This is a genomic window from Agrilactobacillus fermenti (assembly GCF_047943045.1).
Taxonomy (GTDB): Bacteria; Bacillota; Bacilli; order Lactobacillales; family Lactobacillaceae; genus Agrilactobacillus; species Agrilactobacillus fermenti.
This window is the reverse complement of the sequence record NZ_CP181347.1, coordinates 1035637-1055937: the sequence shown is the minus strand read 5'-3', so window position 1 is coordinate 1055937 and position 20301 is coordinate 1035637. Positions and strand designations below refer to the sequence as shown.

At 40.5% G+C, this 20301-nt stretch carries 17 protein-coding genes, 1 other RNA gene and 1 pseudogene; 7 read left to right on the top strand and 12 right to left on the bottom strand.

What is annotated here, in order from left to right:
- Positions 1-726 precede the first annotated feature (726 nt).
- From ACNAN0_RS05170 to ACNAN0_RS05150, 5 genes and pseudogenes are all read right to left on the bottom strand, one after another.
- Complete coding sequence (locus ACNAN0_RS05170; RefSeq protein WP_230914530.1) at positions 727-1563, bottom strand: MurR/RpiR family transcriptional regulator; 837 nt, start codon at positions 1561-1563, stop codon at positions 727-729.
- A gap of 23 nt (positions 1564-1586) precedes the next feature.
- Positions 1587-3572 (bottom strand): glucose PTS transporter subunit IIA, encoded by a 1986-nt coding sequence (locus ACNAN0_RS05165; RefSeq protein ID WP_230914529.1) that lies wholly within the window; start codon positions 3570-3572, stop codon positions 1587-1589.
- A 21-nt stretch (positions 3573-3593) separates the two neighbouring features.
- A complete protein-coding gene (gene murQ / locus ACNAN0_RS05160) occupies positions 3594-4487 on the bottom strand; it encodes an N-acetylmuramic acid 6-phosphate etherase (protein ID WP_230914528.1) in 894 nt (297 codons plus the stop codon).
- Between the two features lie 15 nt (positions 4488-4502).
- A complete protein-coding gene (locus tag ACNAN0_RS05155; RefSeq protein ID WP_230914527.1) occupies positions 4503-5549 on the bottom strand; it encodes a MupG family TIM beta-alpha barrel fold protein in 1047 nt (348 codons plus the stop codon).
- A 385-nt stretch (positions 5550-5934) separates the two neighbouring features.
- Positions 5935-6417 (bottom strand): annotated as a pseudogene (locus ACNAN0_RS05150) (MFS transporter); the annotation flags it as partial.
- Between the two features lie 210 nt (positions 6418-6627).
- On the opposite strand from ACNAN0_RS05150, the gene ACNAN0_RS05145 reads away from it, so the two are divergent.
- The gene (locus ACNAN0_RS05145) at positions 6628-8709 is read left to right on the top strand and encodes a DNA topoisomerase 3 (protein WP_416354060.1); all 2082 of its coding nucleotides are present in this window, start codon (positions 6628-6630) and stop codon (positions 8707-8709) included.
- A 70-nt stretch (positions 8710-8779) separates the two neighbouring features.
- Here ACNAN0_RS05145 and ltrA read toward each other — a convergent pair whose 3' ends face one another.
- Entirely contained in the window at positions 8780-10174 is a 1395-nt protein-coding gene (gene ltrA, locus ACNAN0_RS05140) for a group II intron reverse transcriptase/maturase (protein ID WP_416354059.1), read from the bottom strand.
- Positions 10175-10882: 708 nt separating this feature from the next.
- Here ltrA and ACNAN0_RS05135 point away from each other — a divergent pair.
- A complete protein-coding gene (locus ACNAN0_RS05135) occupies positions 10883-11404 on the top strand; it encodes a GNAT family N-acetyltransferase (protein WP_416354058.1) in 522 nt (173 codons plus the stop codon).
- Position 11405: 1 nt separating this feature from the next.
- Here the strand turns inward: ACNAN0_RS05135 and ACNAN0_RS05130 are convergent, their stop codons facing one another.
- Positions 11406-12815 carry a C69 family dipeptidase gene (locus tag ACNAN0_RS05130; protein ID WP_416354057.1) on the bottom strand — a complete coding sequence of 470 codons (1410 nt, stop codon included), beginning with the start codon at positions 12813-12815 and terminating at the stop codon, positions 11406-11408.
- Between the two features lie 41 nt (positions 12816-12856).
- Complete coding sequence (gene pepI, locus ACNAN0_RS05125) at positions 12857-13732, bottom strand: proline iminopeptidase (RefSeq protein ID WP_416354056.1); 876 nt, start codon at positions 13730-13732, stop codon at positions 12857-12859.
- 169 nt (positions 13733-13901) lie between these two features.
- On the opposite strand from pepI, the gene ACNAN0_RS05120 reads away from it, so the two are divergent.
- Entirely contained in the window at positions 13902-14408 is a 507-nt protein-coding gene (locus ACNAN0_RS05120) for a thioredoxin domain-containing protein (RefSeq protein WP_416354055.1), read from the top strand.
- A gap of 135 nt (positions 14409-14543) precedes the next feature.
- Entirely contained in the window at positions 14544-14951 is a 408-nt protein-coding gene (locus ACNAN0_RS05115; RefSeq protein WP_416354054.1) for a pyridoxamine 5'-phosphate oxidase family protein, read from the top strand.
- A gap of 326 nt (positions 14952-15277) precedes the next feature.
- Here ACNAN0_RS05115 and ACNAN0_RS05110 read toward each other — a convergent pair whose 3' ends face one another.
- Complete coding sequence (locus tag ACNAN0_RS05110) at positions 15278-15697, bottom strand: MarR family transcriptional regulator (protein WP_416354053.1); 420 nt, start codon at positions 15695-15697, stop codon at positions 15278-15280.
- Positions 15698-15783: 86 nt separating this feature from the next.
- Positions 15784-16551, bottom strand: a complete 768-nt coding sequence (locus tag ACNAN0_RS05105) for an SDR family oxidoreductase (RefSeq protein WP_416354052.1) — start codon at positions 16549-16551, stop codon at positions 15784-15786.
- Positions 16552-16663: 112 nt separating this feature from the next.
- Here ACNAN0_RS05105 and ACNAN0_RS05100 point away from each other — a divergent pair, with 112 nt between their 5' ends.
- Together ACNAN0_RS05100 and ACNAN0_RS05095 are read left to right on the top strand one after the other, a co-directional pair.
- The gene (locus ACNAN0_RS05100) at positions 16664-17515 is read left to right on the top strand and encodes an SDR family oxidoreductase (protein WP_416354051.1); all 852 of its coding nucleotides are present in this window, start codon (positions 16664-16666) and stop codon (positions 17513-17515) included.
- Positions 17516-17679: 164 nt separating this feature from the next.
- Complete coding sequence (locus ACNAN0_RS05095) at positions 17680-18156, top strand: HXXEE domain-containing protein (RefSeq protein ID WP_416354050.1); 477 nt, start codon at positions 17680-17682, stop codon at positions 18154-18156.
- A 118-nt stretch (positions 18157-18274) separates the two neighbouring features.
- Here ACNAN0_RS05095 and ssrA read toward each other — a convergent pair.
- Positions 18275-18643, bottom strand: a transfer-messenger RNA (tmRNA) gene (ssrA, locus tag ACNAN0_RS05090).
- A gap of 150 nt (positions 18644-18793) precedes the next feature.
- Here ssrA and ACNAN0_RS05085 point away from each other — a divergent pair.
- Positions 18794-19387, top strand: a complete 594-nt coding sequence (locus ACNAN0_RS05085) for a TIGR00730 family Rossman fold protein (RefSeq protein ID WP_416354049.1) — start codon at positions 18794-18796, stop codon at positions 19385-19387.
- A 137-nt stretch (positions 19388-19524) separates the two neighbouring features.
- Here the strand turns inward: ACNAN0_RS05085 and ACNAN0_RS05080 are convergent, their stop codons facing one another.
- The gene (locus ACNAN0_RS05080) at positions 19525-20295 is read right to left on the bottom strand and encodes a PH domain-containing protein (protein WP_416354048.1); all 771 of its coding nucleotides are present in this window, start codon (positions 20293-20295) and stop codon (positions 19525-19527) included.
- Between the last annotated feature and the right edge of the window lie 6 nt (positions 20296-20301).

Here is a 20301-nt window from a genome sequence, read left to right as displayed (position 1 = left end):
GTGAGCAGTTGGACAAAACTAATGTTTTGATCTACACGATAGTTACAAGTACTTTTAATCGTGTACCCAAAGGCAACGCTTTTTGTCTCACGCGCTCAATCATAAACGACAACACGAAGGGTCATCTCACAGTTACTATGATCGACCACTTCAAGATTGAAGTAATTACCAATGACACAACCCTACAGTTATACTTTTACCGCTTACACAAGACAATCTCAATGACATATCGACTTAATAAAAGTAACATTTTCACAGTTGACGATTCGATTAAAATTGGTGTTACTTATTTTTGCTCATGAATTCAGATAATGTAATTACTGTTAGCATAGTATTTTAAATATTTTAATAAATCAACAATCAAAATCAAAAAGAGCTATGGCTTTAGATTGGATTAATAGTTCAAATCGAGTGTTATTGTTGCTATCGCAATGATTGGTCAAATTTCATCTCAAGCTGAAGCTGTATATATGACACGACTAAATAACATAAACACGGCTATACCAATCATTAAAATTAACGAGCATAAAAAGTGGCTGGGACAAAACTAACGTTTTGTTTTCAGCCACTATGTGTTTACGAACAATTAAATTTTAACGTGTTCCAAAAGGCAACACCCTTACCTAACCAAGAATGGCTCAAATGGCAAGCCCACCATTTTTCGCAATTCTTGTTAGTTCTCAGGTGCTGAGCGCCTTTTTTCTCACTCTCTTGATGTTACTAGATTCAATCAAAAAACTGTTTAATTGTTTGTCGAGAATCACGAATCATTTGTAAATAATGTTCAAAATCCGTTTGTAACAGACAATAATATAAAATGTCGACTACATATAATTGTGCAATTAGTGAGGTCGTCGCTGCTGTTCTCAAAGCTAATCCTTCCCCACTATGATCATGCGTCAAAACGACATCACCTTGCTGCGCTAATGTGGACAGGGTATCCCCCACGATTGCCAGAATCGGGATTTGCTTAGTTTTAGCCAAAGCAGCGAGTTTCAATGCTTCAGCCGTTTCACCAGAATTAGAAATCAGAACTAACAGTGACACCGACTGTAAACTGCTGCTAAATAAATGAACATCGGTGGTTTGAAAGGCACTTTTGCCAATACGCAATAACTTCTGCACAAGATCACCAGCCACCAATGCGGAAGCGCCAATACCAAAGATATTGATTTGTTGATGCGTTTGCAACAGACCCACCGCTTGCGCAATTGCTTCCGAACTTAAATCGTCATTGGTAGCGTGCAGGGCTTGACTCGTTCGAAAAAGCATTTTCTTTTTTAACGTGTTTAGATCGTCATCAGGCGCCACTTCATCGTATAAATCCGTATCCATTGACTGTTCAGCTGATAATCTAATTTTTAAGCCAGGCAAGCCCTCTTCACAAATCAATTTGGCAAAACGTGTTACCGACGCAGCACTAGATTTTGCCGCTTGAGCTAATTCTTCAGCACTCATATGAATCACGCGCTCGGGCTGATGCAAAATATAGGTGGCCACTTTTTGCTCGGACTTTGTGTATGATGCCATATCCTGACGAATCTGATATAAGACACTCTTCATAATTAGTATTATCAGCTCCTTTTTTAAGCCAGGTTCGGTTTAAGTGTCATCAAAGCAGTGTTAAATGTCGTTGCTTGGTTCAGAGTTTGTTTTTCGATGGCAAACTGGGGACTATTGGTGACAATCGTAATGGTTACTGGATCTAATCCGGCTGCAATAATTCGCTGCCAATCCACCTGACCAATTGTTTGTCCATGAGTTACGTGATCGTCAACAGCAACATTTATCTGGAAAGGTTTACCAGCCAAATTCACTGTATCAATACCGATATGGATCATCACTTCTTCACCTTGATCAGAGGTAAAACCGATTGCATGACCAGTGTCGGCAATAAAAGTAATTTTACCACTAATTGGTGCATAAATTGCGGATGTTTTATCAGGAACGATAGCCATACTTTTGCCCATAACTTCTGTCGCCATCATTTCATCACTAACAGATTTGATTGGTACAACTTGACCTTTGACAGGCGCATAAATCGTATTTTCAGATAAAGCCACATTATCAGCAGGTGCTGCATTAAAATCAACTGCATTATCTGTCGCAACTGGAGCGGCTTTAGGCTCTTCATCTGAAATGGCATCTTTAGGAATCCCAAAGAAGTAAGTTGCCACAAAACCGCCAGCGTAACCACCCAATAACCCGAAGACATAGCCTAACCACTGGCCGTTATTGATCAAAGGAACCAATGCCAAACCAGAAGGCCCAATAGCGATAGAACCAATATTACCTAAACCGCCAATGATTGCACCGCCGATACCACCACCGATACAAGCCGTAATGAATGGTTTCCCAAGTGGTAGCGTGACCCCGTAAATCAACGGTTCCCCAATGCCTAAGAAACCAACAGGTAAAGCCCCTTTGATCAAATTAGTCAGTTGTTTGTTGCGCCGGCAGCGAATCCAAAGCGCCAAAGCTGCGCCAACTTGTCCAGCCCCAGCCATTGCCAAAATTGGCAGTAACGGTGTCATACCAGTTTTATTGATCATTTCAATATGGATCGGCGTCAGAATCTGATGTAACCCAAACATAACCATTGGCAAGAAGAGCGCACCCAACGCAAAGCCAGAAAAGGCGCCACCAACGTTTAGAATCCAAGAAATCGCCCCTACCAGTCCATCAGAAATCACACCGGCAATCGGCATCACAATAAAAATCGTAAATAAACCAATCGATAATAGCGTTAGTGTTGGTGTAATAATAATATCAATCGAATCTGGAATCCACTTGTGTAGTCTCTTTTCCACAAGTGCCAATACCCAAACCGCAAAAATCACACCCAAGATACCACCCTGGCCTGCAACTAAATCCTGACCAGTAAAAATGTTATGCAGCGGTGTTTTGGGCGTTACGCCGTTTAACAAAGTTACCGCCCCGATCACACCGCCTAAACCTGGGGTTGCCCCGAATTCTTGCGCACTATTGATCCCTACATAAATCACTAGATAAGCAAAGACCCCATTTTTGATCACATTCAAGACCATGATCAATTCAGACCAATTGTTGCCAATTTGACCAGCAACCATCATATTAGATAAAACGGCCGCAATCCCACCGATCAGTCCTGCGCCGACAAATACAGGAATTAAAGGAATAAAAATATTCGAAATTGATTTTAACGCCCGCTTGATTGGTGTCTGCTTCTGCTTGGCTTTTTGGGCAGCCTTAACTTCAGCTGCTTTTTGGTTGACCAAATCTTGGTCGGTTGCTGTACTTGTTGCGCTAGCACTTGCTGGGAATGGTTCACCTAATTCTACCCCAACTTGATCCACCATTGCTTGCGCCACTTTGTTTACTGTTCCCGGACCAACGACGACTTGTAGTGTGTCGTCTTCCACCACACCCATGACCCCATCAATCGCTTTTAAGCCAGTTAGATCTACTTTGGAAGGATCTTTGATAGTCATTCGAACACGGGTCATACAATGAATCAGTTTATCAACATTATCAGGGCCACCAACATTTTGATAAATCTCATTCGCAATACGTTGTACTTTATCTGTGGACATGAGTCATTCCTCCAATTCACATTAATTAAGCGTCTGCCGAACAAAACCATTCGCTGCCTGCAAGCGTTGTTGAGCTTCCGACTTGGATAGCTTTGTGAGAATCATAACAATTGCTAATTTTACATTACCGTCAGCTGCTTGAAACATTTGGCTTGCTTGTTCATAATCCACTTCAGTTGCTTGCATAATAATGCGTTTGCTGCGTTCCACCAATTTATCATTTGTTGGCCGAACGTCCACCATCAAATTCTTGTAGACCTTACCAATCTTGATCATTGAAACCGTAGACAACATATTCAAAACTAATTTTTGTGCGGTACCTGACTTTAATCTTGTCGAACCAGTTAGAACTTCCGGCCCAACTGGAACTTCGATAGCAATATCAGCATGTTGGCTGATCACTGCATCCTGATTACAAGCCACCGAAACCGTATGTGCGCCAATCTTTTTGGCATAGTCTAATCCACCAATCACATAAGGTGTTCGGCCACTTGCGGCAATGCCAACAACTGTATCATTAGCCGTTAGTTGCTGTGCCATCAGATCTTTGACGGCTAATTCTTGCGAATCTTCTGCACCCTCAACGGCAACGGTCATCGCTGCCATACCACCGGCAATTAAGCCTTGAACCATTTCAGGATCTGTACCAAACGTAGGTACACATTCGGCTGCATCTAGTACCCCAAGCCGACCACTGGTCCCGGCACCGATGTAAAATAGACGGCCGGAACGCTGAAAGCTATCTGTAATTGCTGTCACGGCAGCGTTAATCTGGGGCAGCGCTTTTTGAACGTGTTGTGGTACCTTTTGATCTTCTTGATTCATTAAAGTTAAAATATCCATTGTGGTCATTTTGTCTAAATTCATTGTGGCTTGGTTCCGTGTTTCCGTTGTTAATTTACCTAAATTAATCATATGATAGCCTCCATTTTATATTTGCAATTGTATGCCGATGCGACTGCCAATAAGGGCCAGATAATCACATGCTGCCGGAGTTAACTGGCCAATCACGTTAACTGCCGGATCTGCGGGAAGTTCTGTACGACAAATTTGGATCTCGCCTTGATAACGACCATAAAGTTGATTATTGATCGTGATAGCCCCAGTTTGTCGAGCAATACAATGTTCGGGTAAAACCGTTGCTTGCTGATTCAATTGCCGGCTTTCTTGGCATCGAATCACTTCAGCAGCGACATCTGGTCGGTTATGCCAAATATGTTGTCCAAGTACCTGCCGCCACTTGCTTGAAACAAGTTGAACCTCCAGTTTAACGATGTGTGCTTGAAAGTATTGCTTAAAAGCCAGCTGCGTTGAAGACACTAATTGCGGGTCCCCAATGAAAACATCATCTACCATTTGGTCAAATAGTGCTTTAGCTGCCAACAACGGGTCCTGATGCCTTTGCTGTTCTAACGTTGGTAGACCTTGATATAAAGGCCCTCGCAAGGAGCCATTACCAGGAACAAAAGCACTAATGCTTAGCGCTCGCTGTTTTAACCAACGATTGCGTTGTTGAAACCAATTGCTATCTAAACCCGTATAGGGTTGAGGATAAAAATTATGACCCACACTTAAAGACTTCGTTTGGCCGCCATGTTCAATAAATCCTGTTAATAATTCATCCGTAAGAGTGCTGGCATTTAAGACAATTGGCCATTGCTGCGCTAAGTGCACCATCTCTTCAGTACCAAAACCATCATCTAAGCGAAGTTTCAGCTGGCAATAAGTTGCTGCTTGCTCTAAAATTTGGCGATAATGTTTGAATGTTTTGGCATCAACATCCACCATCAGGCTTAAACTCGTTGTTTGACATACCTGAGCTAGATCCAAAAAACGTTGAGCCAGTGCTTCATTAACCATTTCTGGAATATGAAGTGAGGTAAAGATCTGTACAAATCCGGCCTGAGCCATTGTTTGAATATAATCCTGCTGCGCGCCATTGATGGGCCGGTCTAAATAAATCGAAAAGCCTAACATGTTTCACCTTCTTTTTGCTATCGCTTTCATGATGATACTAGTTTAGCATCTTTGAAATATTATTTCAATAAATAATCATATACACTTTATTACAGGGAATTTAATTTCATAACAGCCGTTATATCTTTTCTTATTTCAATCAAGCCATCAAAAAATAGCGCTCTTGTCAAAAATTTTCAAACAAGTAGCGCTATGCTTAAAACTACTTCGGGGAAACTAGAACATGTTTCAGTGGGTCCGAAATATTTAATAGGATTACAATTAAAAACAATCCTGAGGCTAAACAGTAAACATGATGAAAGGCATTTAAAAATGCCAAATCTAAATGTTGCCGTACCAACGCTGACAGTCGTGGTTGGGCGGCGGCATTAATCGTTTGATTGATCAAAGCCAAATTGATGAAAAATACCCAATGCCAATTCAACCGATCAACGATAAAGCCACCGATCAATGGTCCAATCAAAGCAGAGATTCCCTAAGCAGTATTATTCAATGCCAAAACGTTGGCACGCTTTTCCAACGGAAAAATATCGGCAATAATCGTGAATGTAACGGGCATGACCGCACCTGCACCAATTCCTTGCACCGCCCGAAAAATAATCAAAACAATGATGTTGGGTGCAAACCCACAAAGTCCTGATCCAATAATAAACAAACTGGTGCCAAACAAAAATATAGGCTTTCGGCCCACTAAATCACTTAATTTGCCATAAATTAGCGTTGTGACTGCCGTGGTCAGTAAGTACATCGAAAATACCCAATTTTGTTGGGCCACACCATGTAGTTCACTTACAATTGTCGGTAACGCTGTTGTCACGATCGTAATCTCAACTGAAGTCATGAATGTCGCAATAAAAATCGCAATCACTACCGATGTTAGGTTTGATTATCGACGATGATAGGCCAATAAACAGTGTGTTTGATATTGACGTGAATTTTTATGCCAAGATAGGGATAAATCGGTCAATAATCGCAATATTTGCTATCTTTAGCAGTATTTAGTTTAATAGTTATGTATGCTTTTTTTAGAATTTTAAATTATATTGACCACTATTAGATTAATTAAGGAGTCTTTTTATTGGCTAAAACCTTAGTACTAGCTGAAAAACCGAGTGTTGCCAAAGATCTTGCCCACATCATTGGCGCAACTGATAAACATAAAACTTATTATGAAGGTAAAGACTATGTCGTCACCTGGGCTTATGGCCACCTATTAACACTTAAAATGCCTGAAGATCTCAACCCCGAATGGCGCCAATGGGCTCTCGAACCATTACCGATGTTACCAAAACATATCGGGACAAAGCCGTTGCCCAAAACACGGGGGCAATTAAAAGCAATTGGTCAACTAGCAAAGCGCTCAGATATTAAAGCTGGTATCATTGCCACCGATTCTGGCCGCGCTGGCGAATTGTTAGCACGCTGGATCCTACAATGGGTCAAGTTTAATAAACCGCTAAAGCGCCTCTGGATCTCTTCGCAAACTGTTAAATCTGTTAAAGATGGTTTCAAGCATTTAGCACCCGCGCAAAAATATGATCAGCTCTATGAATCAGAACTAGCGCGAACCAAAGCTGACTGGCTGGTAGGACTCAATGTTACGCGGGCATTAACCACAAAGTACAAAGATAATTTGAATGCTGGCCGGGTACAAACACCAACGTTGAACTTGATCAACCAAGCACAGCAAAAGCGTGAATCTTTCATACCGCAAACGTACTATACCGTCTCTTTGCAAATTCAAAATGAAACTGGCGTCATGCTTACCAAGCACCCAATGGCGTTTAAAACACACGACCAAGCTGAAGCCTGTATCGATCAATTAGCCACACAACCTGGGCGGGTCACTAGTGTCACGGTCAAAGAAAACAGCCAATCAGCCCCACTACCCTTTGATCTAACCGATATTCAGCTAATGGCAAGCAATAAGTACCACTTTTCGGCTAAAAAAACACTATCATTGATCCAAAGTTTGTACGAGATTCACAAAATCGTGAGTTACCCAAGAACGGATTCCAAATATCTACCGCAGGATATTTTAACAACGTTACCTGAGCGACTAAAAGCAATCGCTGCTTTTGAACCGGATGCAAAAAAATATTTACAACAAGGGGCCAAAGTAACTAAGCCAGCTGTTTTTAACGATGCGAAAGTGACGGACCACTATGCCTTAATTCCAACAGAAGAACGGCCACGCTTAGATAAATTATCTAATGATGAACTGAAAATTTATCAGCTGATTGTTGAACGGTTTCTCGGCTTGTTTGCAGCCAAATATATCACCGCCACAACAACAGCAATTGTGACATTTGGGGATCAGCAATTCAAATTCAAACACCAAATCGTTAAACAAGCTGGTTGGCAACGGCAGACAGTAGATCAAACCGAGGCAGTTGCTTGGCAAAATGGGCAACAAATCACGAAACCAAAATTTCAGATCAAAAAGGCTTTGACAGCACCACCAAAGTTACTAAGTGATGGCACGCTGCTCGCCCAAATGGAAAAATACAATCTTGGGACACCAGCAACACGGGCGGAAATTATTGAAAAATTACTACATTCTGAATTAGCGGCCCGGCAAAACAATGATTTAGTTGTGACACCGAAGGGTAAACAATTATTAAAATTGGTTAATCCTTCACTCGTATCACCAGAGTTAACTGCCAGCTGGGAAAAACAATTGGAAGCTATTGCCAAGGGTCGCCAAAAATCCAATGCTTTCATCAAAGCTATCGAACAAGATACAAAACGTTTAGTTCAAGAAATCAAACAGTCTGATGCCCAGTATAAAGATTACGCTATTACAACCAAGATCTGTCCTAAATGTGGCAGTCCTCTACGCGAGCGCAACACAAAGACGGGCAAATTCTATGTCTGCACAAATACAGAATGTGATTATCGACGGCGGAAAGATCCTAAAGTATCCAATCATCGTTGTCCTCAATGTCACCGTAAGATGGAAATTTTAGAAGGTAAAAATGGGCCTTATTTCCGTTGTAAATACGATGGCACGACTGAAAAAATGACTTCAAAAAAGCAGCGCAGCCAAAAAATGAATAAACATGAAACCCGCAAATTAATGCAAAAGGTCAATCAAGCTGATGATCCTGGCGAAAGCCCATTAGCGCTTGCATTAAAAGCTGCTATGAAAGAAAAATAGTTAATCGAGTAGGAGACCCTAACGGGTCGACCTCTCACACCACCGTACGTACGGTTCCGTATACGGCGGTTCAATAACTTAAGCGTTTCTGAATAGACTGGTACGTTATGGACAGATTGATAAGTCCACGGCGTTCCAGTCTTTCGTTTGTTAGGGTATATTTCAATACACCAGTATGTGCGGTGTACCAATATCCTTTACGGGTATTAGAGAATATTCGTGCTTCTGACACCGATTCCCCTAACTTTCTAAGATTTCGGAACTTCGTTTTGGTTTTCTTCCATGATTTCCAAATATACTGCCGAATCCTTGTACGCAACCATGCGTCTAGCGCTTTAAGAAAACTCTTCATATGCCCAATACTGTAGTATTGTAACCAGCCGCGCATTTTGCGCTCAATATCATTAAAGATGACATCTAAACTAACACCACGGTTCCGTTTTGTGATTAGCTTTAAGGCCTGTTTGATACGTTCTTTGGCAACTTTGTGCGGTCGGGCATATGCTTTGCCTTTACTCACACCTAAAGTGAACCCTAGAAATTTCAATCTCAAGGGCGAGCCAACGCGAGTTTTCTTTTGATTGACCGTTAGCTTCAAGTCCTTTTCCAAGAATCGAGTCACGTTGGCCAAAACGCGGTAGCCCGCACGCTTGCTTTTGACGTAGATATTACAATCATCCGCATAGCGCACAAATTGGTGGCCTCTGGCCATGAGCAGCTTATCCAACTCATTAAGGTCAATATTCGCCAATAATGGCGAGATATTTCCACCTTGCGGCGTACCTTGAGTTGATTTTTCAAACAGGCCTCCATTCATAATCCCACTCGTTAAGAACTTACGAATAAGTCTTAATAGCCAGGGATCATCGATATATTGGCCGACAAATTTCATCAGTAAATCATGATTGACCGTGTCGAAATATGCCTTAAGGTCAAGATCGATCACATAGTGATAACCTTGGTCATACAGCGCTATGACCCGTTTGATGGCATCATGAGCACTTCGATTGGGTCGGAAACCAAAACTGCTATCCGAGAATATCTTTTCAAACCTTGGCGACATCACTTGAGCGACTGCTTGCTGAACAAGTCGATCGACCACCGTTGGAATCCCGAGCTTGCGCTTGGAGCCGTCCGGTTTTGGAATCTCGACTCGTTTAACTGGTAATGGTTGATAACTGCCATCACGCAGTGATGCGATTAGCTCATCACGATGTTGTTTCAGATAAGGCAACAGCTCATCGACAGTTAGACCGTCAATACCCGCTGCACCCTTGTTGCTTCTGACTTTAAGGTAAGCTTGATTCAAATTATCTCGGGACAAAACTAAATCTTGAAATGAAACGCCATTCCACATCTTATCTTCACCGGAAATCACACTACGCGCCCCGGGTTGCTCTTGACCTTCCAGGTCTACCATCCGCCGGTGACCAGAACATGGTTCTGTTTTCTGCGATTGTTGCATGATTTCTACCTCCAATTTTGACGAGAATTGTTAAAGTTCGGCCCTTCGTTGTCCAAAGGACAACTATTATGGCCTCGGCTGACTTCTGTATCATTCAGCTAGACATCACTGCCTAGTTTGTACCTGTGAAACTTTCCGTTTCTCTTGTCGGGAACGTATGATACAGACCTCCCCGGGTAAGAACGCTAACTTTCGTGCCATGTAACCATTGGCTTTACTGCGTACAGTTTCGAGTAGTATGGGACTTCAGTTTGTTTAGCAACCTTATCCACTGCAAACAGCCTTATAGCCACTTCTTGTTCATTGGTTCAGCACTTTGCTTTAGACTTCCTTCAGATTCCACCTCACGGTGGACACCCTTGTCCTCAACTAATAGTTCCGACTACTACGGTCTATAGTGGACTTTCACCACCAAGTTAGCGCCCATGCCGGGCGCACTAAAAAAGCACAGCTACTTTGGTATCGGAAGTAGCTGTGCTTTTGCTTATAAACTGAACATTTACCTAGGATAACATTCCAGCCATAAGACTATAGAACCCACCTTGTATGGTGGTCTACTTGTAAATTGTATCATTTCTAATTAAATCATAAAACATCTATATTGTTACAATTTTTTGAAGATTTTATAACATTTTCTTTGTTCTGCGCCTTAGCCAAATTATAACTAGTGCTATGATAGATCATAATAACAGGCAAGGAGTGAGAACTATGCCAGCAATCTATCTACGATCTGCACAACAACAAGACATGGCAGCCATTTTGCAAATTATCCACGAAGCTAAAGTCTTCCTAAAAGCAGCTGGTAATCCTCAGTGGCAAGATGGTCATCCTAATCAGGATTATATACAAGCAGACATCGATCAACATAATGGCTATGTGTTAATGCATAATTATCAAGTTGTCGGTTACAGTGCCCTAGTCTTTGCACCAGATCCCAGCTACGCCCATTTAAAAAATGGCACTTGGCAAAACGCGGACGCACCCTATGCAGTCATTCATCGAACGGCCATTAGCGCTCAATACCGAGGACAAAAGTTAAGTAAGTTCTTATTTTCAAATCTACTGTCATTAGGCATAGCCCAAAAATATCATAATTTTCGTATTGACACACATGCGGTGAACCAGCCGATGCAACACTTAATTGCTGATTTTGGCTTTCAAAAACGCGGCCAAGTGTTAGTGTCTGACAAGATAGATCCTTTACGCGATGCCTTTGAATTAAATTTATAACCTAATCATTCAAGTTATAACGCAATTTCATTTTTGTGGCACCAAATTCAGTCATTTTACCGAACAATGCCATAGCTTGAGTGAAATATAAATCAGCCATTTTTTGGTTCTGTGCTTGCAAAAATGCCGAAATATCTTTTTGCTGATCAAATTCTGCATCGGCTAATTTTTGAATATACCGACAATCAGCGACCACGTGAAGTTTAAACTGATCAGCCAAGTCACTGTATAAGTCGTAATTGGTATCTCCAAAAATACCCGTCGCCCGACTAAGCCAGTAAACACTTTGTAAATCAAAATTCTTAGGGGTGTCCCGATAAGCGGCCGGCGTGTCCGTTACGTTAGCATAAAATGGAATCAAAGCGTTAAATGTATTCGGACCAAATGCCAACCAATGAATACCAGCAATATCCGCTGGTACATCTGAACGAATCTGTAAAATATGTGTCTCGTGGTTACGATTGATGCCAATCGGCCGTAGTAATTTTTGTTGTGCCTCGGTGCTAATACCATATGGATCATAAACTGTATTTTGATAGTGTGAACATAAAATCCACTGCATATCTTCCACAGTAATTTTATGCGCTGTATGACAAATAAACGGTAAATCTTGATCAAATGGATCTTGTTTGATCTCAGGATTAAGATATTGCTGTCCAAACCAAGCACGCGGATTATTATAATGTGTATCCTTAACGGTCGCACTGCCAAAAATATGCCGTAAATTCACCTCATCAGGGTCAGGATTCAAATGATACGTGTTGATCAAATCTGGCAGGTCTGCGGCAAATAAAGTATCGTCAGAATCAAAATCAAAATGATCAATATTGAAACGATTTGGTGCGATCACATAAGCATCATCTGGAATACGGATGGCGGCCCAATGATGCCCACCAATGGATTCAAAATACCACACTTCCTCTTGATCTGAGAAAGCAATGCCATTAGATTCGTAGGTCCCATAGGCTTCCAATAAAGCACCTAAGCGTTGTACCCCTTCTCTAGCTGAGTGAATATAAGGTAAAGTAATCGTTACAAAGTTTTCTTCGCCTAACCCATCTTCAACTAAAGGATCAACACCAAGAATTCGAGAATTAGTCGTAATCGTTTCAGTTGCAGACATGGCTACGTTGTCACTATTAATACCGGCCGCCGCCCAAAGCCCCGACTTCAAATCAGCTTCTGGCGTCGATGTATAACGCAACGGATCCTCTGGTAAATTTAAAACAACCGGACTTAAAACAGAGTGATATTCCCGAGGTTGATCAGTAGGATTCACAACGACAAATCGCTTGGGATTGGCACCATCGCCAGCCCCATCTTCACTGCGAGCAATTAAAGTTGAGCCATCAATACTAGCATCTTTACCCACCAACATCGTTGTACAGGATCCAATTTTTTGTTTCTTCAAGAAAAACATCTCACTTTATCATTATTTGTAGGCTTTAATTCTTAATCATTGGCATGCAGCCACTGATCCAATACTTGAATAAACTCGTCATGTTGGTCTAACAAAGCCAAGTGACGACTGTTGGCAAATAAATGCCATTTTGCATTAGGAATGTGGTCATAGACCGACTTAGCAATTAGCGGCGTACATAAATCATCCGTGCCATTAGTCACCAAAACAGGCACATGGATATTTTTAAGTTGATCGGTTACATCAAAATCACTAAGTGTCCCGTTTTCGGTAAATTCATTCGGCCCCTCCGCAATCAAACTGGCGCGCTGTCCATTGGTTGGTCGACGTAATGGCTCGGGTGAGTTTTCGTCTGGTTCATCCCAGCAGTAGCGTTCCATATAGCGTGCATTTGCCGCTAAATATTTTGGCCCGGTAAAGTTGCCCGTACGTTCAGCTTCAGCGATGGCCTGCTGATCCTCATAGCTTAGGTACTTGATCAACCGATGCTGTTCTTGGATCCAAAGCTTAATTGATGCAGGTGAACCATCGATCATGACGCTTTTAATACCTTTAGGTTCAAAATTTGTGAGATAATACATTTCTAACATGCCGCCCCAAGACTGGCCTAACATATGTATTTCATCCAAATGTAAGTAATGTCTTAATGCAATCAGTTCTTCTGCCCAAGTTTCTTTAACGTAAAGTCCTGGATCCTCTGGTAAGGAAGACTTACCACAGCCAATTTGATCATACATGATCAATTGCCGGCCGGTCTGGGCATAATCATCTAATAGTTCAAAATAATTATGGGATGATCCCGGTCCACCATGAATCAATAGCAGCGGAGCCTTGTCACTAGGTTCACCGACAATCCGATAGTAAGTTTGATATTCATGAAAGGGCATATACCCTTCAGTTATTTTCATAAAATCCTCCCTTTCTACATAATAAAAATTATGGTGTTAAGTTGATTGTACTACTAGTTTGCATTTGTAGCAGAACTTTACCCAAACTAAAAAATTGCATTCGCTCCTAAAATAGAATACATTTAATTAAATTGACCACAATTATTTTTTAGAAATGAGGTATTTCATTTTGACGGAATTCAACTTTAATTATGCTGATGATTTCACTTTGAACTATGGCGCACCCACCGCCCCCAATGAACTCACATTCATCTTTAACCTAGGCTGCGGCGACACGCAAAAATGGTTTCTAGCTAATGAAGCCGACTTATTTGCTGCTATTGATAACGGTCAATTGCGCGCGCATTTCAAATTTTGGAACAAGGATAAGCCTTCACTATTAAATGGAAACGTGGCTAATGGTTTCATTGATTATCATCAGCCGGATAAAATGAGACCACTGATACAAACCATCTATCACCAGCAGGCCGATTTGCGGCAGGAGCCTTTAGATCAAGTTGCTGCTTATATGACGCAAACTTACCACTTAACACCTTATGCCCAGCGTGAACAAGTTGCCAATAAAATTGCGGCCGAAGTTGCCAAGAATGGCATCACCAGCCTGCCAACAATTATCAAAAATGACCAAAGTTACTTTGATGAACAGCTAGTTGATTTAAAACAGCTCTTGGCATAAAGCACAAAAACGTAAAAATGTTTCGAATTGCGATTATATTCATATTTTTAGAAGCTGATATGTTAATTTGACCAAGAGGTTGAATGGTATATCTATCTAACCTCTACTCTAAAATCACATTTAATGGAGGTTTTTATGATCAAGTTAACAGCGGATATGAAGCAAATGCTTCAAGAGAACTTAGCATATATTGCCACGGTTGATGCACACGGCTATCCAGATATTGGACCTAAGATTTCCGTGTATGCCCTAGACGATCAGCATATCGGTTATTATGAACGAACCGGTAAACAGCACTATCAAAATCTTCAGGCAAATGGTATTTTGATCATCGCCGTGGCAAATAAGGTAACCATGCGCGGCTATCGCTTTCATGGTGAAACTGAATTGCATACTGATGACCACATCTTTCAAGACGCAGTTCAATTTGCGCAGACCCATGATTTGAAACGGCCGCTTACGGTTCCCGTTTTGAGAATTACGCGCATTGATACCCTCGATGCTGGACCTAGAGCTGGTGAAGTTCTAGTATCTGAAGATTGAACAATTCGTACTGAAAAAATCAACTTACAAATAACGAAACCAAGTTCAATTTTGATGTTATCTAGCCATAAATGTTGGTTTAATGGGCTTTTATTAGGATCAATACTACTTTACTTTTTCCCTGATATCCGTTAAATTCATCATGTGATGAATATCTGATTCTTCCCAAAAATTATCGCTTGCAAACACCTTACTTGCACCATTCATCACGAAACGATTAATAAACGTTGCCTTTAGCGTCTATTAATCTGAAAAACTACCCGTAGCCCCAACTCTACGTGGTAGTTTTTTGTATGCGTAGGTGTCCGGAATGGTTTGGGTATCTTTTATCGACATTGAATTTGCCGTAAATGTAGGCGAATTTGCATTAAACGTGCATCAACATTAGTTGTTGATAGTAAGTCTTGATTGATTCGTTGAAGTAATTCTATTAACGCTTCAGCAACCTTTTGTCCAGAAGTCGTTAGAAATAATTTCTGACTACGCCGGTCTTTCGTTGGTCGTTGGCGAATATAGCCTAGCTTTATTAAAGCATTAACTGCCCGTGTCACCGTGCTCTGATTCAATTGTACTAAAGCTTTAAAATCACTTTGTGTGATCCCAGGTTCCTGATACAATTTCATCAAATAAAAATAATTATTTGCACTAATACCCGGAAAGTCGATCAAAGTGTTCAAGTAATTTGTCAGTTCATGGTTTAAGATGGCAACCTTTTGTACAAGGTCAAAAGTATTTGCTTGTGTCATAGTTCGACCTCCAGAATAATTTCAATATATTTAAAAATAAAATGGCGGAACAAACTTACTGTTTCGGCCATTTTTATTAAGTTTCTTTAAGCTTGTAAAAAGCTAGAATTATTTTTGAACATATCCCACGTTTCTTGAGTGGTCTGTCGATTAACTTCTTTTGAAGCATTATATTGTGTCCTTGAAGTACCATAAGTAATCTCAAACTGATTGTTCTCAATCTGAGCAGTAACGGCAGGAATAAATTCCGCTAATGAAACGCCATACTCGTGCTCTCCAGTACCACCCAATCCAGTATTAACAGCCGGTGGAAACACTTCGAATACTTTAATATCCGTGTCTTGAAGTTGTAACCGCAAAGCTTGTGTGAAACCATGAACACCTGTTTTACCAGCTGTATATAATGGCACCCAAGCACCAGGATTAATGACTAGACCAGAAGAGATGTTAATAATAGCTGCTTCAGACGATTGACGTAAATGATCAATAGCCAACATAGACAGATGAACCGGTGCCTCAAAATTGATTGCCAATTCCTGATGATAGTAAGCCCAATCTTGATGGCTATTCTGCAAATTGATCCAACGTTGGATGCCCGCATTATTAATCAAAATATCATAATCAGGAAAAACCATCTCTAATTTTGCCATCAATTGTTCTCTGCTTGCTGGTTCACTCAAATCCGCTTTAATTGTTTTAAGTTTTGGTAATTTGTCTTTGGCTTCACGAATGTTTGTTTCACTATAATCCACCGCAAGTACGTCATTGTCCTTAGCTAATAAAGCTTGTGCCAAAGCAAAACCGATTCCAGTTGTCCCACCAGTAACAACAATATGTTTCCCTGTTAATTTCATGATAAAACCACCCTTCTACTCCAGATTCTAGCAGTTAAACTAGTCAAAGTAAATGCATTTGCATTTACTTTGTGACTGATGTTACAATCATGGAGAAAGAAGGGATGTTTGCATGATTCTTGTGACTTCAGCAGCCGGTAATACCGGTCGTATTGTTGTTGATTTTCTCGTAAATAAAGGGTTAGACGTCCTCGCAACCGATCTCAATCCAGCCGTTCATGACTTATCAGGTATAAAAGCATCTGAAACCGGCGATTTGACAGATCTAAATTTCCTCAATTATTTATTATCAAAAGTTGATCAAGTTGTTTATATTCCCCCACTCTTTTCTTCTGAAGAGACACTGATCGGTAAAAGAATGATAGACATTGCGATTAAACGAAATATCAAGCAATTCGTGTTCATCTCTGTCATTCACCCAATCTTGACCTCATTATTGCAGCATGTTGCTAAGCGTGATGTTGAAGAGTATTTAATCTATAAAGGTATGTCTGATCAACTTCCTTATACAATTTTACAACCAATGCATTATATGCATAACTTTGACCCTAAAAAAGTAGCAGAGACCCATAAATATCAGATTTTTTATGATATCAAAAGTAAAGTTGCCTACGTAGATACCAAAGATATTGCCCAGGTTGTTGTTAAAGTGCTTTCAGATCCTAAGAAGTTCGATAAGGGCACATATGAACTCGTGGGGACGCCTGCTTATTCACCCAATGACTTAGTTCGTATGTTTAACCAAGTTACTGGTCAGCGAGCAACAGCAGAATATGTGCCTGTCATCGACTTCTTAGATCAAATTGGGGCAACTGATTTATATTTCCGTGAAGGTTTTAAACATTTGGCCGCCTCCTACACTAAATGGGGCTTAGACGGCAATTCACAGACTTTGACTTGGTTACTTGGTCGCGAACCCACTAGCTTCAAAACATATATTAAACGTGCACTCAATTTAAAATAGTCTCATAATTTTTACAGCGACTCAAAATTTAATATTACAGCCTGAGAAAAAGATGATTTCGTTCTTGGGCTTTTGTTTTAAGTGATACTATTCTACTTTTATTAAAAATTATTTATCAATAGATTAAATGCTATAATATAAGTCAAAAAGCTCGAGGCGATACTTTGAATAATGCCATCTTATATTTATCTTTTCCAATTTTATTTATGCTTCATGAACTTGAAGAACTCGCCTATATGCCGAGTTGGTATCAAAAGAAGCTCGTGCACTTTCAAAAAATACCTCAAAAATTGAAGCAGTATCTTAAAACTCCCCCACGTGCTTTTGCACTGATAGTTCTGGAGGAGTACTTACTCATCTTAATCGTCGGTGCAATTTGTTATTTTAATAACTCATCCGTCTTCTTTATTGCACTAATCATTGCTTATAATCTACATATTATTGGGCACGTGCTCCAGGCTCTATACCTAAAAACTTATGTCCCCGGATTATGTTTTGGAATCCTATCCTTTGTCGGTTTGACTTATCTGCTAGTACAATTCACGCCACCTGCTTCAGGCGATTTACTTATCATATTCGTGCCGCTTTGTCTCATACTTTTAATGCTTAATCTCTTCATAATGCACAAATGGTTAAAATAATTTTGCAGCAATAAATGATAGCCAAATTAGATAAGCTAGGCATTGATTATCTAAAAAATAAGCCTAAAAATGCTGATTGAACAACATTTTGAGGCTTATTGATTTGATGAAACTACGGGAATGGAGATGAGGGGAGTTGAACCCCTGTCCAGACGCATTGCCACGCAGACCTCTACGATCATAGATAGACCATTTAAAAATTCGCGATTACGAAGCGCCATCTATCAGAGCTAACACGTAAAAGCTAACTTGCAAATCTCTTTTACTAACCTCAAGTGGCAATTAACAACGTATCCCAATTAATTTGAGACCCCAAAATCTAACCCTTGGGAGAAGTCAGCGGGATCACACTAAGCTACTTTTAGGCAGCTAAAGCGTAAGAATTTTCGTTTTTAGCAGTTATATTTAACTGTAACGTTTTTACGTAGACGTAACCTACGAATCGCAATCCACGCTCACCTACGCCTGTCGAATCCGTAACATCCCCGTAAATGAGCAACTATTAGAATAGCATAAAATATACCATTTTTCAAACGATGGGCTTTCGTCTAAACGGATATCATGTTTAAACTTTCAGAAACGACTTTTATGTTAAGATAAAAATTAATTAAAATAAATAATGGATGGTTTAATTAGAATGAAAAAAATTGCAGTTTATTGCGGAGCTTCAACAGGCAATGATCCTGTTTATCGTCAAGCAGCAGTTGATTTAGGCAACTTTTTAGTAGCCCATGATTTAAGTCTAGTTTACGGCGGCGGCGGTGTCGGTTTAATGGGCGTACTAGCGCGTCAAGTTTTAGATCAAGGCGGTCAAGTTGATGGCGTCATGCCCCAAGAACTTGTTGATCGTGGTGCTGCGTTTGATCAATTAACAAATTTGACCGTTGTTGCTGATATGTCAACTCGCAAACAAACTATGTTAGCCATGGCTGATGGCTGTATCGCCCTTCCTGGTGGTCCAGGAACACTTGAAGAAATTATCGAAGCTTTCTCTTGGGCGCGGCTCGGTGACAATGACAATCCCTGTGCTTTTTACAATGTCGCTCATTATTACGACCCCCTAGCCACAATGTTTGACGTCATGACTACCAATGAATTTTTAACAAAAACTGATCGCAAAAAACTACTCTTTTCAGATAATTTAGCGCAGATTTTAACTTTCATGCAGACTTATACCCCACCGAAAATTCGCACGTATCCAACAAAGCACACAAAAGCAAGTGGTCTCTAACAGCTTTATATCATATTACCGATTTTATCCCGTCCCTGATGAGTGGCGGGATTTTTATATATAAAAAAATCCATTGACTGAAGTGGTGTTACCCTTCATCAATAGATCTATTTTTTGATCAACCCATGAACGATTCTCTAAATTGATTTGTACCAACTTTGAATCTGCTGTGCTTGCTGATGGGTCAAATATTTCAGTCGGATTGCATGATTGCCGTTATTCTGGCGAACATTAACGATTAAATGGTAATTATGTTTGGCTTGCATCCACCAAGATTGCTGCCATACCAATGATTGAATTTTACGTTTATCAATTATAAATAAATCTCGCTGAAAAACTCTGGCGGACTGTAAATATAGCCGCTGTTGACTTTCAATATAATAGCCAGTATTGCGACTGGCATATATCCCAGCCAAAACGGCAAAAATTGTGACCAAAACACTCAACCCCCCCCAAGGCCATCGCCAGCCAGTCATGTGAATGACAATCAGTAAACTCCACAAAAAGTTGTTGCGCAGATAATACCAGCGATTTTGTGACACAATTTGAGTTAACTTAAAATTTAAATCGACCGATATTTGTAATAATTGCTTCAATTGCTGCCAAACTGCTGACCGCTGAATCACCGGTACTGCCAAAACATTCTTCTGCTGTCCAGAATCTTGGCTAGCAGCCAGCAATAATTCTACCGACACTAAGTGAAAAATTTGACGCAAGGCAGTTTGTGATAAGCAAATCGCTTGAATTCGTTTCAAATCTGTCGTTGTTTGATGCCGGGAAAACAGTCCTTGACTGATTAAAAGTTGGTGGCCTTGCCGCTGCGCATGAAAATGAAAAAACTTGATCAACTGCTGGGCGTAGGAAACCAACAATCCGATTACAAGTACACCTAGAATCAGTACAGCCAAAATCAG